This is a genomic window from Pseudomonas sp. KT_2_4 (genome assembly GCF_041410225.1).
In the GTDB taxonomy this organism is placed as follows: domain Bacteria; phylum Pseudomonadota; class Gammaproteobacteria; order Pseudomonadales; family Pseudomonadaceae; genus Aquipseudomonas; species Aquipseudomonas paracarnis.
Map to the genome: position 1 here is coordinate 4,138,235 of NZ_CP166962.1, position 13,380 is coordinate 4,151,614.

The window sequence follows — 13,380 nt, forward strand, 5'->3', positions numbered from 1 at the left end:
TTCGGCCCTGAGCCCTCCCTCCCTCTGTGTATCATCCTGTCTCTTTTTTCCTTGCGACCTTTCTCGATTCGCTGGGATTCCCGGGCTATGTTTTTGAGCCAACTCAGCGGTCAATGGAGTGACAGCCTTATGCACGACACCCTCCAGCAGGTCTTTGGTTACCCACACTTTCGCTTGGGCCAGGAAGAGACGGTCAGCGCCGTGCTGGCTGGGCGATCTGCCGCCGCCATTTTCCCTACGGGCTCGGGCAAATCCTTGTGTTACCAGTTGTCGGCCGTGTTGCTGCCGCACCTGACGTTGGTGGTGTCGCCTTTGCTGGCGTTGATGCAGGACCAATTGGGTTTCCTGCAGCGCCATGGCATTTCGGCGGGCAGTATCGACTCGGCCCAGAGCCGTGATGAGGCCAATGATGTAATGGCCCGTGCGCGGTCGGGCGAGCTCAAGATTCTGATGATTTCCGTGGAGCGTTTGAAGAACGAGCGTTTCCGTAATTTCCTGAACAGCGTGCAGATCTCGTTGCTGGTGGTAGACGAGGCGCACTGTATCTCCGAATGGGGCCACAACTTCCGTCCGGATTATTTGAAGCTGCCGGACTACCAGCGCCAGTTCAACATCCCTCAGGCGCTGTTGCTGACGGCAACGGCCACGCCCAAGGTGATCGCTGACATGCAGGCCAAGTTCGCCATTGCTGCCGAAGATGTAGTGACCACGGGCTTCTATCGGCCCAACCTCAACCTGCTGGTGGAACCCGTCAGCGGCCATGACAAACGCCGCAGGCTGGTGGAGTGGATGAAAGCGCGGGCCAACCAGCCGAGTATCGTCTACGTCACCTTGCAGAAAACCGCCGAGCAGATTGCCGAGCATCTGAACCGCCACGGTATTCAGGCCGAGGCTTATCACGCGGGGCTGCCCCATGAAAAACGCGAAGGTATCCAGCAGCGTTTCATGGGCGGGCGTTCCAATTGCATTGTCGCAACTATCGCGTTTGGCATGGGCATCGACAAGAGTGACATCCGCAATGTCGTGCACTTCGACCTGCCCAAGTCCATCGAGAACTACAGCCAGGAAATCGGCCGCGCAGGGCGTGACGGGCAGCCGTCGGATTGCCTGGTGTTGGCCAACCGCGACAGCCTCAATGTGCTGGAAAACTTCGTGTACGGTGATACGCCGGAGCAGGACGGCATTTTTCGCGTATTGGAGGAGTTGCAGTCCGCGCGTAGTGAAGGGCAGTGGGAGTTCCTGCTCAGGTCGCTGTCGGACCACAGCAATATTCGCGAGCTGCCGCTCAAGACGCTCTTGGTGCAGTTGGAGCTCAAGGGCGTGATCGCGCCGCGCTATGCGTTTTATGCGGAATACCGTTTCAAATACCTGATCGAACCCGAAGCCTTGCTGGCGCGTTTTTCCGGCGAGCGGCAGCAGTTTGTCGCGGCGATCATCCAGGTGTGCAAGCGCGCTAAAACCTGGGCGACGGTCGATTTCGATGCGCTTTATCAACAGCACAATGCCGAGCGTAGCCGGGTGGTGAAGGCACTGGATTATTTTCAGGAGCAGGGCCTGATCGAGCTCGAAAGCAAGCAGATGACTGAGGTCTACAGTTTGCTCGACACCCATTTCGACCCGCACGCGTTAAGCGCCGAGTTATACACAGGCTTCAAGCAGCATGAGGTGACGGAGGTCGCGCGGATTCACGCCATGCTCGACCTGTTCGCCACCGACCACTGCCTGGGGCAGCGTCTGGCGCACTACTTTGGTGATGATAATGCACCCCAGCGTTGCGGGCATTGTTCGGTATGCCACGGCCAGGTCGCCCATCTGCCGGCGCCGCCGAGCCTGCCGCCGCTTGTGGATAAAAACTTCATGGGGCTGTGCGGTGATTTTATCCACAGGCATCATGAGCACACGGGGCACTTGCCGAATGCGGAGCGTTTGACGCGTTTCCTTGGCGGTATCAGCGTACCGTTGTTTACCAAGTTGAAGGCGCGGGGCATTCCCGGTTTTGCGGCGCTGGAAGACTACCCCTACGCCGAGGTGCGCGACTGGGCCCATGCTCAATTGGATCAACTTTGATGAGACTTGCCGATGCCTGACTCAACGCCTGTGCGCGACGACTACCGCCACTTCCAACCGATCACCACGCGTTGGCACGACAACGATGCCTACGGCCATGTGAATAACGTCACCTACTACAGCTTCTTCGACACAGCCGTTAATACCTACCTGATCGAACAGGGCGGGCTGGATATTCATGACGGTGAGGTGGTGGGGTTTGTGGTGAGTTCGGCCTGCGATTACTTCGCCTCGATTGCTTTTCCCGAGCGCATTGAAATCGGCCTGCGGGTAGGCAAGCTGGGCAATAGTTCGGTGCAGTATGAGCTGGCAGTATTCAAGGCGGGCGAGCAGGAGGCGTGTGCGGCGGGGCGCTTTGTCCATGTGTTTGTGGACCGAGCCTCGAACCAGCCAGTGCCGATTCCGGGAATGTTGCGCGAAGCGATGCAGCGGCTGCTGGTTTGACGCACCTATAAGCAAAGCATCCCAAATGTAGGAGCCGGGCTTGCCCGCGATGGCGCAGTATCAGGCAGTACGTCTAAAACCTGATTCACTGCTATCGCGGGCAAGCCCGGCTCCCACATCGGATGTGTTCGTCAGAGCGCGGGTTTATCAGTCGCGATAACGGTGCTTGTTCTTGCGATGCCCATAGGCATGGCCGCGACCTGGGTGGCCATCGCGGTAGTAGCGACGATCGTCACGGTCGCGATCGCGGTAATGGCGGCTGTCGCGATCACTTTCGTTACCCATGTAGTTGCCTAGCGCGCCGCCCGCGCCACCGCCGGCTGCGGAGCCGATCAGTGCGCCGGTGCTGCCGCCAACGCTGCGCCCTACGACGTTACCGCCGGCTGCGCCCAGTGCGCCACCAATGGCGGCTTCGCCACGGCTACGTTTGTCGGCGCCGACTGCACTACCGCCTGCGCCGCCGAGGGCCGCGCCGATGGTCGAACCGGTGTTGCCGCCCAGCTGCTGGCCGACAACGGAACCTAGAACCCCACCCAATGCGCCGCCTACACCGGCTTCGGTGGTGCCGCCTGCCATGGCTGCGCCACTGACCAGGCCAAGGGACAACAAGAGAATCGAGGAGAACTTCATTCAGGGAAACCTCAAGGGATGACGGCGCGATCCTGAGGTTGTATCGAGGCGCTGACAATCGAAATCCGACCGGCGGCAGAGGTTGTATACAATTTGCTAAGTTACTGTTTTGTATGGGGAACTTAAGTCGTTTTTACGGGTCTTTAGCTACTTCGGAACGGCCGCTTTTATGCAAAAGCGGCCTTTTTTGTGCCTGTCGAATGTGTGGTGCTTGTGCTGGCCTCTTCGCGGGCAAGCCCGCTTCCACATCAGATCGGTCCACACAGTCTCAATGGTGAACCCATCCCAGTGTGGGAGCGGGCTTGCCCGCGAAAGCGTTAGTTCAAGCAACACATATCTCGGATCGAGTCAGGCCGAGCGCGCCATGATCAACCCACTGTCACTCGCCGCTTCCAAGCGAATCGCAACAAACTTGGACGTTGGCGTATGGCTACCGTCGCCAGTGCTTTCCAACGGCACCAACGGGTTCACTTCGGGGTAGTAAGCCGCCGCCTGCCCCGCCGGAATATCAAATGCCAGCAGCGTAAAACCCTTCACGCGGCGCTCACGACCGTCTTCCCACAGCGACACGATGTCTGCCTTCTGCCCCGGCTTGAAGCCCAGGCGGATGATGTCGGCTTCGTTGACGAACAGCACGTCACGTTGGCCTTTGACTCCGCGATAACGGTCGTCCAGGCCATAGATGGTGGTGTTGTACTGATCATGGGAGCGCATCGACTGCATGATCAGGTCCGGCACTCGGCCCGTGGCGTGGGTGCGCTCATGGATCAGGTCTTTGGGCAAGATGTTGGGGCGGAAGTTGGCGCGACCTGAGGGGGTGTTCCAGCGGCGTGCGCCGGCGGAGTTGCCCAGATAGAAGCCGCCTGGATGTTTGATCTTTTCGTTGAAGTCCTTGAAGCCTGGGATGGTGTCGGCGATCAGGTCGCGGATGCGCCCGTAGTCGGCCACCAGCCAGTTCCAATCCACGGGCTTGCTGCCCAGGGTAGCGGCAGCAATGCCCGCCAGGATCGCCGGCTCGGACTTCATCAGTTTCGACAGCGGTTGCAGTTGGCCGTTGGAGCCGTGGACCATGCTGAACGAGTCTTCCACCGTCACCGCTTGCGGGCCGTCGGCCTGGATGTCTATGTCGGTGCGGCCCAGGCACGGCAGGATCAACGCATCTTTACCGTGCATCAGGTGGCTGCGGTTGAGCTTGGTGCTGATCTGCACGGTCAGGTCGCAATTTCGCAGCGCTTCAAAGGTACGCGTGCTGTCTGGCGTGGCTTGGGCAAAGTTGCCGCCCAGGCCGATAAAGACTTTGGAGCGGCCTTCAAGCATGGCGTGAATCGCTTCCACCACGTTATGGCCATTGTCGCGAGGCACCTGGAACTGGAAACGACGCTCCAGCGCGTCCAGAAACGCCACCGGTGGGCGTTCGTTGATGCCCATGGTGCGGTCGCCCTGTACGTTACTGTGGCCACGCACCGGGCACAGCCCGGCACCTGGGCGGCCGATATTGCCGCGCAGCAGCATCAGGTTGGCGATTTCCTGGATGGTCGGCACCGAGTGGCGGTGCTGGGTAATCCCCATCGCCCAGCACATGATTACATTCTTGCCTTTGGCGTACATGCGTGCCGCTTGCTCGATCTCCACCAGGGTCAGGCCGGACTGCTCGACGATCTCCTCCCACGAGGTGTCGTCGATCTGACCCAGGTATTCCAGGACGTTGGCAGTGTGCTCATTGAGGAAGTCGTGGTCGAACACCGCTTCCTTGCCTTCGGCCAGGGCTTGGCGTTCCCACAGCAGCAAGAACTTGGCCATGCCACGCAAGATAGCCATATCGCCACCCAGCGCCGGGCGGAAGTAGGCGGTGTTGGTCGGCTTGTCGCCGTTGGTGAGCATTTCCAGCGGATGTTGCGGGTGCTGGAAGCGCTCCAGGCCGCGCTCTTTCAGCGGGTTGATACACACCACCTGAGCGCCGCGTTTCACCGCTTCGCGCAGCGGCTCAAGCATGCGTGGGTGGTTGGTGCCGGGGTTCTGGCCCCAGACGAAAATGGCATCGGCATGTTCGAAGTCATCAAAGGTTACGGTACCTTTGCCCACGCCGACACTCTGCGCCAGGGCTACGCCGCTGGCTTCGTGGCACATGTTCGAGCAGTCCGGGAAGTTGTTGGTGCCAAAGGCGCGTACGAACAACTGGTACAGGTAGGCGGCTTCGTTGCTGGCGCGGCCCGAGGTGTAGAACTCGGCCATGTTCGGGCTGGGCAGCGCGTTGAGGTGCTTGCCGATCAGGTCGAACGCGGCATCCCAACTGATGGGCAGGTAGCGATCGGTCTCGGCGTCATAGCGCATTGGCTCCGTCAGGCGGCCCTGGTACTCCAGCCAATAGTCGCTTTGCTCCAGCAACGCTGTGACGCTGTGCTTGGCGAAGAAGGCCGCATCGACGCGGCGCTTGGTGGCTTCCCAGTTGACCGCCTTGGCGCCGTTTTCGCAGAACTTGACCATGCCGCTTTCCGGCGAGTCGCCCCAGGCGCAGCCCGGGCAGTCGAAGCCGCCGTTCTGATTGGTCTTGAGCATCATGCGCAGGTTTTTCAGGGCGTTGTCACTGGTCAGCCAGGCTTGCGCCACACTGATCAGAGCGCCCCAGCCACCGGCTGGGCCTTTATAGGGCTTGTAGCGTGGGGTTGGGGTCTGGTCGGCTTGGTGGTGAAGGCTCATGGCTGGTGCTCCATCGCAGGGCTATAGACCCGTGGCGCGCTTTTTTGCGGCAGGTGGATGAGGTTGAGGTTGTGCCGGCGCGCCCATTGCAAGGCCAGGCCGGTAGGCGACGACAGGCTGACCAGGGTCTGGATGCCCGCGCGCAAGACTTTCTGAATCAATTCGAGGCTGCAGCGGCTGGTAACAATCGCGAGGCCGCCGTCGGTCGGAATCTTTTGGCGGATCAACGCACCAATCAACTTATCCAGGGCGTTATGCCGGCCGATGTCTTCGCGACCCATCAGCAATTCACCCTGGCTGTTCATAAATACCGCCGCATGCACGGCGCCGCTGTGCTGGCCCAAGGGTTGGAATGCGCTGATACGCTGGCGCAGGCCATCGAGCCACTGCGCGGGCGGCAAGGGTGCGCCGGGCAGTACCTGAAGGTCGGGCAATGCTTGTTCTACCGCTTCAACGCCACATAGACCGCAGCCGCTGGTGCCTGCCAATTGGCGGCGTTGCTGCTTGAGGTTCCAGAACGCACGGCTGGAAACCTGTACCTGAGCGTACTGGGCTGCGCCTGAACCGCTGATTTTCAGGTCATAAATGTCGTTAACGTCGGTGATAATGCCGCTGCCGAGGCTGAAACCTACAATGAAGTCTTCCAGGTCCGTAGGCGTCACCAGCATCACCGCCTGGCTGATATCGTTGTAGGCAATCGCCAACGCCACTTCTTCGGCCAGCGCAGTGCTGGCGACTTCCGTGTGTTCAAGATTGCAATAGTGATAGCTCTGGCTAGCGACGGGCGCGGTCGATTCGAGAGCGGGCGCCGCGCAGTGAGGGCGCTTGGCGTTCATGGGGCAGTACCACCGGCGGATTGATCAGTGTTTAGACTAGGCGCGACAAAGGGTCACGTCTAATCGCCAGTATTGATCTATTGATAGAGGGCGTCGATCAAGGTTCACCGGCGTTTGCGTCGGGCTTATTCCAGGCAGGGGTGAGTTGGATACTTTTGAGTCTTTAGCCAGTCTGGAACCCAAGTCGGCAGGACTGGTCTAGTCTTGGGCATCTGGAAATTAAATCCCAAGGAGAGCGCACCATGAGTATTTTTAGCTTTATCAAAGAAGCCGGCGAAAAGATTGTCGACCTGTTGACGCCGGGTAATGCGAACGCGAGTGAGCAGTTGAAGGAGCATGTGAGCAAGGTGGGCCTGGGTAATCCAAACGTGCAGACCACGGTGGATGGCGACAAGGTCACGGTGACCGGTGAAGTGGCCACGCAGGAAGAGAAAGAGAAGATCCTGTTGGCGCTGGGTAACATTGCCGGCGTGGCAAGTGTGGATGACCAGATCACTGTTACTGGCCCTGCGGTTACCGCTGCTCGCTTCGTCGTAGTGAAAAAGGGCGATACCCTCAGCGCGATTTCCCTGGCGGTGTACGGTAATGCCAACCAGTACAACAAGATTTTCGAGGCTAACAAGCCGCTGCTGTCGCACCCGGACAAGATCTACCCGGGCCAGACACTGCGCATCCCTGAGTAATACGCAGGGCAAAATGTGGGAAGGGGCGTGCTCCCTCCCACACTTGATCAAAGTCCGGCAATGAGATCTCGATAATCCCCCACTGCTAAAAATTCTGCGGTGTCCTTTGGTCCTTTCTTGCTATCAGGCTCTTTCACTGCCAGCAAATGACCGACCCCGAAATCCCGGGCGCTGCGCAAGATCGGCAAAGTGTCATCTATAAACAGGCTACGGGCCGGGTCAAAGTGGATATCCGCTTGCAAGGCTTGCCAGAATTGCGGGTTTTCCTTGGGAAAACCGTAGTCGTGAGAGCTGATCAAACGCTCGAAATACGGCGCCAGTTCAATGCGTTCCAACTTCAATGACAGCGAATCACGATGAGCGTTGGTGATCATGATCACGCGCTTGCCGGCCTGTTTGATCGCCGCCAGGAACGTATCGGCATCCGGACGCAGGGCGATCAGGTGGGCGGTTTCCAGCTTGAGTTCGCGCACCGGGATCTTGAGCTCGGCGCTCCAGAAATCCAGGCAATACCATTGCAACTGTCCGGCGTTACGCTCAAACAGCGGTTGCAGCTCCATCTCCGCCATGGCCTGGCTCACACCGTGCAGTTCGGCGTAGCGCTGGGGCAGGTGCTCCATCCAGAAGTGGTTGTCGTAATGCAGGTCGAGTAGGGTGCCGTCCATGTCCAGCAGGACGGTATCGATGGCGTGCCAGGGCAAAGAGGGCATGGTGGGGTCTCACGTAAGTAAAGATATCCGACACAGACAATCGGAAAAGCCACGGTATAGTAACCCGATCACGCCAAGGAGCCGTTTATGCGCCAGAAACCCACTGTCCTCGCCCGCGAAATAGTCGCCAGTAGCCGTTTGTTCCGCGTGGAGGAAGTGCAATTGCGCTTTTCCAATGGCGTTGAGCGCACCTACGAGCGTCTTGTCGGGCGTGGCACGGGCTATGGCGCCGTGATGATTGTGGCGATGATCGATGAAGATCATGCAGTGCTGGTGGAAGAATACTGCGGCGGCACTGACGAATATGAATTGTCGTTGCCCAAAGGCCTGATCGAGCCCGGCGAAGACGTGCTTGCAGCGGCAGACCGCGAACTCAAGGAAGAGGCCGGCTACGGTGCACGGCAGTTGGAGCACATCACCGAGCTGTCATTGTCGCCCGGCTATATGAGCCAGAAGATCCAGGTGGTGTTGGCTACCGATCTCTACGAAGAGCGTCTTGAAGGTGATGAGCCCGAACCAATGCGGGTAGACCGGGTCAACCTGCGTGAGCTGTCGGCGCTGGCGCAAAACGAGCAGTTCAGCGAAGGTCGTGCCCTGGCTGCGCTGTATCTGGTAAGAGACCTGTTGACCCAGCGTGGAGCGTTCACCGCATGAGCGAACTGTTTTTAGGCCACCCGTTTATCGCTCCGGTCATTGAACTGGCTCGGCAGGCGGGTGAAGCCATCCTGCCGTACTGGCGTGCCGAGGTAGCCGTGACGTCCAAGGCGGATGATTCTCCCGTGACGGCTGCTGACCTGGCTGCCCACCATCTGATTCTCGCTGGCCTCACCGCGCTGGACCCAAGCATTCCAGTGCTGTCTGAAGAGGACGCCGATATCGATCAGAGCGTGCGTGCCGGCTGGCAGCGTTGGTGGTTGGTGGACCCTCTGGATGGCACCAAGGAATTCATTTCTGGCAGTGAAGAGTTCACCGTCAATATTGCATTGATCGAACAGGGCCGCGTGGTGTTCGGCGTGGTGTCGATACCGACCACTGGCCGTTGCTACTTCGGCGGCGCGGGCCTGGGGGCTTGGCGTTCGGACGTCAATGCCGCGCCCAAGCAGATTCAAGTGCGCCAGGCCAGGGCTGCGGGCGAAGCCTTTACCGTGGTGGCCAGCCGTCGTCATACCAGCCCTGAGCAGGAGCGTCTGTTAGATGGTTTGAGCGAGGGCTTGGGCGAGTTGAAACTGGCGAATATCGGCAGCTCGTTGAAGTTTTGTTTGCTGGCTGAGGGCAGTGCCGATTGTTATCCGCGCCTGGCGCCGACGTCGCAGTGGGATACCGCAGCGGCCCAGGGTGTATTGGAAGGGGCGGGGGGCGAAGTGCTGGAGTTGGATGGCAAGCCGTTCAGCTACCCGGCGCGGGAGTCGCTGCTGAACCCGTTCTTTCTGGCATTGCCAGCCAAGGCCGCCTGGCGTGATCGGCTGCTGACCCTGGCCAGATCTTAAGATCACTGCAGAGCAACATGTGGGAGCGGGCTTGCCCGCGATGGCGGAGTGTCAGTCGTACAGGTATTGACTGATCCACCGCTATCGCAGGCAAGCCAGCTCCCACATTTGTTTTATGTAATGGCTGCTAGCGGTGCAGGACGTACTGGCCGGTAAAGACGACGGCACGCGCTGCACTGCCTTCATTCACAATCCACGTCTGCAGCGCCAACCGCGCCCGCCCATAGCGCTGATAGGTCGCCATAAAGCGCTTCCAAGTCTTTTCATCCGGCGCCGCGCAAACGGCTGTCGCGTTCTGGGTCACCGGCAGCGGGTAGCTGATCTGCCCTTCCTGAATCACGATGTGCCCGTCTTCAATCCCGGCTTCACGCAGCTTCAGGTGCAGCCAACCCCAACCCGCCAGCACGGCGCCGCAGTAGAGGCTGCCGCCAAACATGGTGCTCTTGTGGTTGATATTGGCTTGCAGGGGCAGGTGCAGTTGCAGCTGGTCCTGTTGCCAGTCGAGCACCCTGAGGCCCATTTCCCGGGTGAGTGGGATGTCATGGTGAAGGATGGATTCCAGGTAACGGCTATCGCGGCTCATGGCGGCCTCTTCGTAGGTGGACGATGTCATTCGTCATCGGCGCTCTGGCTGGCACTGTCGGCGAAGTTCAGGCCGTGTTTGCGCAGTTTGTCGTGCAAGGTTTTGCGCGGCACGCCCAGGGCTTCGGCGAGGCTGCGCACGGAGCTGTGGGGGCGGGTCAGTTCGGCGGCGATCAGGCTTTTTTCGAACTGTTCGACTTGCTCGCTCAGGCCTCCGGGCGTGGAGGTCAGCACGCCGGCGGCGGGATGGTCCTGGGCGTTATCCAGGGCCAACTCCAGGCCGAGTGCGAAACGCTCCGCGGCGTTTTGCAGTTCCCGCACATTGCCCGGCCAGCTGTGGCGCAGCAACAGCGCGCGCTGGCCCGGTTGCAGTTCGTGTAAGGGCAGGCCGTGGCGGCTGCTGGCCTCGTCGGCGAAGTGCTGGAACAGCATCAGCGCATCTTCACCCCGTTCCCGTAGCGGGGGAATGCGCAGCGGCGCCACATTGAGGCGGTAATACAAGTCGGCACGGAAACGGCCCTGATCGGCGGCTTGGCGCAGGTCTTCCTTGGTGGCGGCGATAATGCGGATATCCAGCGGGATCAGCTGATTGCCACCCAGGCGCTCCACGACGCGCTCCTGTAAAAGGCGCAGCAACTTGACCTGTACATCCAGGCTCATGCTTTCGATTTCATCGAGGAACAGCGTGCCGCCATTAGCGAACTCGAACTTGCCGATGCGGCGCTTTTGCGCGCCGGTAAACGCGCCCGGTTCATGGCCGAATAGTTCGCTTTCCACGACCGATTCCGCCAGTGCTCCGGCGTTGATCGCCACAAACGGGCCGCTGCGTCGGCTTGAGAGGTCGTGCAGGGCGCGGGCGACGACCTCCTTGCCTGCCCCGGTTTCGCCGAGGATCAGCACATCGGCCTTGGTCGCGGCCAGTGCACCGATTTGCTCGCGCAGGCGCAACATCTGTGGCGAGTGCCCTACCAGGCGCGTACTGAGTTGCTGGCGGTCGCTGAGAGCCAGGCGCAGGCTGCGGTTGTCCAGTACCAGCCGGCGCAGGGCCAGGGCGCGGCGCACGCTGTCGAGCAGCGCGTCGCTGGCGAAGGGTTTTTCCAGGAAGTCATAGGCGCCGGCACGCATGGCTTGCACCGCCAGCGGTACGTCGCCGTGGCCGGTGATCAGCAGCACCGGCAGGTCGGGGTCCTGGCCGTGCAGTTCGGCCAACAATTCCAGGCCGTCCATGCCGGGCATGCGGATGTCGCTGACCACCACGCCCGGCCAGTCTCGGGACAGACGTGCGGTGAGCCCGTTGGCTTCTCCCAGGGGCAGGACGTTCAGGCCGGCCAAGTCTAAGGTCTGGCACAGGGCCTGACGCAGGTGTGGATCGTCGTCGATCAATACCACCTGAATCGAGTTGTCGATACTCATACACTGCGGTCCTCGGACGGTTGCAGACTGACGCCCGGCGAGCCGGCACGTAATTTCAAGGTTAACAGCGCGCCGCCTTCCTTGTGGTTGGCGAACAACAGTTCGCCGCCAAAGGCGCGCATCAGCGTGTCGCAGATCGCCAGGCCCAGGCCCAGGCCCTGGGTGCGCGTCTTGGTGGTGTAGAACGGCTCGCTGGCGCGGCCCAGGGCTTCCATGCAAAAGCCCGGGCCGTTGTCGCGAATATACAAGTTGACGCCATGGGGCGTGGTTTCGGCACTCAGCCAGAGTTTGCGTGGCGGGCCTTTTTCGGTGAGGGCGTCCAAGGCATTGGCCAGCAGGTTACCCAGCACCTGGCGCAGGCGGGTTTCACCAGCCTGCACCCACAGGGTTGCCTCTGGCAGGTCGCGGATCAACTCCACCTCCATCGAACGCCGACGCTTGGCCAGCAATGCCAGGGCGTCGTCCAGCGCCGGTTGCAAAGCCACGCTCTCCGGCGCATGCCGGTCGCGACGGGCGAATGCACGCAGGTGGGCGATAATCGAAGCCATGCGCCCGGTCAATTCGCTGATCAGCTTGAGGTTGCCACGGGCATCGTTGGTGCGCTCATGGTCGAGCAGGATCTCGGCGTTTTCGGCATAGCTGCGAATCGCCGCCAGTGGCTGATTCAGTTCATGGCTGATACTCGCCGACATGGTGCCCAGCGCCGACAGTTTACCGGCCTGGACCAAGTCGTCCTGAGCGCGCACCAGTTCTTGCTGGGCATGCTCGCGCTCCAGCACTTCCTGTTTAAGGCGCCGGTTAAGGCCCTCCAGGTCACTGGTACGCTCGGCCACGCGCATTTCCAACTCGCGGCGGGCCTTGGCTTCGAAGGCGATGCGTTCCAGGTAGTGCCGGCGGCGCTGCATCAGCAACCCCAGCAACAGCATCAGCACCAACAACGTGGCGCCGCCCACGGCAACGACCGTGCGCACCGGGCGGTTGATCAGCGAGCGCGGCGCGAGGATTTCCACGTTCCAGCCGGTCTCTGCGATGGCTGTGGATTGGCGCAGCCAAGCGCTGCTGCTGAGGCTCAGTGGCTGCGGGTCGCGGGTGGGGTAGGGCTGGATAGCAATGATGGCCTGGCGTTCTTCGGCGGTCAGTGGCCGCGTGGCGCGGAATCGCCATTGCGGGCGCGAAGTGAGGATCACCACGCCGTTGTGGTCGGTGACCAACAGTTGTTCGGGGGTATTGCCCCACAGGCTTTCGGTATGGTCCAGGTCGACCTTCACCACCAGCACCCCGATGATAGTATCGCCGTCACGTACCGCTGCTGCGAAGAAGTAGCCGCGCTTGGCCGAGGTGGTGCCCAGGCCGAAGAACCGGCCGAGGCGCCCGGCCATGGCTTCGCTGAAATACGGACGGAAGGAAAAGTTGCGCCCGACAAAGCTGTCTTGTTTGTCCCAGTTGGACGCGGCGAGGGTCTTGCCGGTGGTGTCCATCAGATACATCACCTCTACCCCGGCCTGGGCGGCGACATCCTTGAGCAACTGGTTGGCGCTGACCAGGTGGGTGCTGACATGGGGAGCGTCCAATGCAGTACGCAGGGCCGGTAAGTCACCGAGGATCTGCGGCAGTATTTCGTAGCGGTGCAGGGTGCCCAGCAAGTTGGCGACGTAGAGGTCGAGGGTCTGGCGATTTTGCCCGGCCAGTTCGCTGCGGTAATAGCGCTCGGCCAAATGCTCCAGCGGCCACAACAGCGGTGCCAGGCACAGAGCCAGCAGGGCTAGGCTGCGCCAGCGGGGTCTTCGCGCAAGGGGTGGGGTCATGGAAGTCGCGCCTGTGAGTACAGGCG

The 13,380-nt window shown here is 60.7% G+C and carries 12 protein-coding genes; 5 read left to right on the plus strand and 7 right to left on the minus strand.

The window, feature by feature from the left end:
• The first annotated feature begins 129 nt into the window (after positions 1-129).
• Positions 130-2,067, plus strand: a complete 1,938-nt coding sequence (locus tag AB9N64_RS19080; RefSeq protein WP_014716481.1) for an ATP-dependent DNA helicase RecQ — start codon at positions 130-132, stop codon at positions 2,065-2,067.
• Positions 2,068-2,079: 12 nt separating this feature from the next.
• Entirely contained in the window at positions 2,080-2,511 is a 432-nt protein-coding gene (locus tag AB9N64_RS19085; protein ID WP_003187697.1) for a thioesterase family protein, read from the plus strand.
• 147 nt (positions 2,512-2,658) lie between these two features.
• Here the strand turns inward: AB9N64_RS19085 and AB9N64_RS19090 are convergent, their stop codons facing one another.
• The 3 genes from AB9N64_RS19090 to fdhD all read right to left on the minus strand — a co-directional run bounded on the left by AB9N64_RS19090 (position 2,659) and on the right by fdhD (position 6,674).
• A complete protein-coding gene (locus tag AB9N64_RS19090; protein WP_034125502.1) occupies positions 2,659-3,141 on the minus strand; it encodes a glycine zipper domain-containing protein in 483 nt (160 codons plus the stop codon).
• A gap of 348 nt (positions 3,142-3,489) precedes the next feature.
• A complete protein-coding gene (locus AB9N64_RS19095) occupies positions 3,490-5,838 on the minus strand; it encodes an FdhF/YdeP family oxidoreductase (protein ID WP_014716483.1) in 2,349 nt (782 codons plus the stop codon).
• Entirely contained in the window at positions 5,835-6,674 is an 840-nt protein-coding gene (gene fdhD / locus AB9N64_RS19100; RefSeq protein ID WP_003187702.1) for a formate dehydrogenase accessory sulfurtransferase FdhD, read from the minus strand. The genes AB9N64_RS19095 and fdhD overlap by 4 nt, the downstream gene beginning before the upstream one ends.
• 242 nt (positions 6,675-6,916) lie before the next feature.
• On the opposite strand from fdhD, the gene lysM reads away from it, so the two are divergent.
• A complete protein-coding gene (lysM, locus tag AB9N64_RS19105) occupies positions 6,917-7,357 on the plus strand; it encodes a peptidoglycan-binding protein LysM (RefSeq protein WP_003187704.1) in 441 nt (146 codons plus the stop codon).
• A gap of 47 nt (positions 7,358-7,404) precedes the next feature.
• On the opposite strand, the gene yrfG is transcribed toward lysM, so the two are convergent.
• Positions 7,405-8,067 (minus strand): GMP/IMP nucleotidase, encoded by a 663-nt coding sequence (gene yrfG / locus AB9N64_RS19110; protein ID WP_014716484.1) that lies wholly within the window; start codon positions 8,065-8,067, stop codon positions 7,405-7,407.
• An 87-nt stretch (positions 8,068-8,154) separates the two neighbouring features.
• Here yrfG and nudE point away from each other — a divergent pair, with 87 nt between their 5' ends.
• Both nudE and cysQ read left to right on the plus strand, forming a co-directional pair.
• Complete coding sequence (nudE, locus tag AB9N64_RS19115; RefSeq protein ID WP_014716485.1) at positions 8,155-8,721, plus strand: ADP compounds hydrolase NudE; 567 nt, start codon at positions 8,155-8,157, stop codon at positions 8,719-8,721.
• Entirely contained in the window at positions 8,718-9,554 is an 837-nt protein-coding gene (gene cysQ, locus AB9N64_RS19120) for a 3'(2'),5'-bisphosphate nucleotidase CysQ (RefSeq protein WP_014716486.1), read from the plus strand. Before nudE ends, cysQ begins: the two co-directional genes overlap by 4 nt.
• 127 nt (positions 9,555-9,681) lie before the next feature.
• Here the strand turns inward: cysQ and AB9N64_RS19125 are convergent, their stop codons facing one another.
• Genes AB9N64_RS19125 through AB9N64_RS19135 form a run of 3 tightly spaced genes read right to left on the minus strand, consistent with a single transcriptional unit; the run spans position 9,682 to position 13,354 of the window.
• On the minus strand, positions 9,682-10,137 hold the full coding sequence (locus tag AB9N64_RS19125; RefSeq protein WP_371360393.1) for a YiiD C-terminal domain-containing protein: 456 nt from the start codon (positions 10,135-10,137) through the stop codon (positions 9,682-9,684).
• Between the two features lie 26 nt (positions 10,138-10,163).
• Positions 10,164-11,549, minus strand: a complete 1,386-nt coding sequence (locus AB9N64_RS19130; protein WP_020302411.1) for a sigma-54 dependent transcriptional regulator — start codon at positions 11,547-11,549, stop codon at positions 10,164-10,166.
• A complete protein-coding gene (locus AB9N64_RS19135) occupies positions 11,546-13,354 on the minus strand; it encodes an ATP-binding protein (RefSeq protein WP_032901796.1) in 1,809 nt (602 codons plus the stop codon). Before AB9N64_RS19135 ends, AB9N64_RS19130 begins: the two co-directional genes overlap by 4 nt.
• Positions 13,355-13,380 lie beyond the last annotated feature (26 nt).